The organism is Thiococcus pfennigii (genome assembly GCF_016583835.1).
GTDB lineage: Bacteria > Pseudomonadota > Gammaproteobacteria > Chromatiales > Chromatiaceae > Thiococcus > Thiococcus pfennigii.
On sequence record NZ_NRRW01000153.1, the window covers coordinates 1 to 572 of the forward strand.

At 61.9% G+C, this 572-nt stretch carries 1 protein-coding gene; it reads left to right on the top strand.

Annotated features, from left to right (window positions below; translation table 11 throughout):
* A partial coding sequence (locus CKO41_RS18330; RefSeq protein WP_276568971.1) for a nitrilase-related carbon-nitrogen hydrolase occupies positions 1–572 on the top strand: 572 nt, incomplete at both ends.

Here is a 572-nt window from a genome sequence, read left to right on the forward strand (position 1 = left end):
TGTTTGAGCGCAGAGGGCCGGGTGTCTATCACAACACGGCGGTCGTCCTAGACGCGGATGGCAGCCTAGCGGGCGTGTATCGAAAAATGCATATCCCGGATGATCCCGGCTTCTACGAGAAGTTTTACTTTACACCTGGCGATCTGGGCTTTGAGCCCGTCGACACGGCTGTGGGCCGGCTTGGAGTGCTGGTCTGCTGGGATCAGTGGTTTCCGGAGGCGGCGCGTTTGATGGCGCTAGCCGGGGCGGAGCTGCTGCTGTATCCGACTGCCATCGGCTGGGATCTGAATGATGATGCTGCCGAGCAGGCGCGCCAGTTGGATGCCTGGATGACAGTGCAGCGCGGTCACGCGATCGCAAACGGATTACCGCTACTGGCTTGCAATCGGGTTGGGTTTGAGTCGGCTCCGGGCGCGACTGATCCCAAAGATGGCATCCAGTTCTGGGGCAACTCCTTCATCTGCGGCCCGCAGGGCGAGATCCTGGCGCGCGCTCCGTCCGACCAGGAGAGCCTGCTCGTTGCTGAGATCGACCTAACCCGCAACGAGCAAGTGCGCCGCATCTGGCCGTTC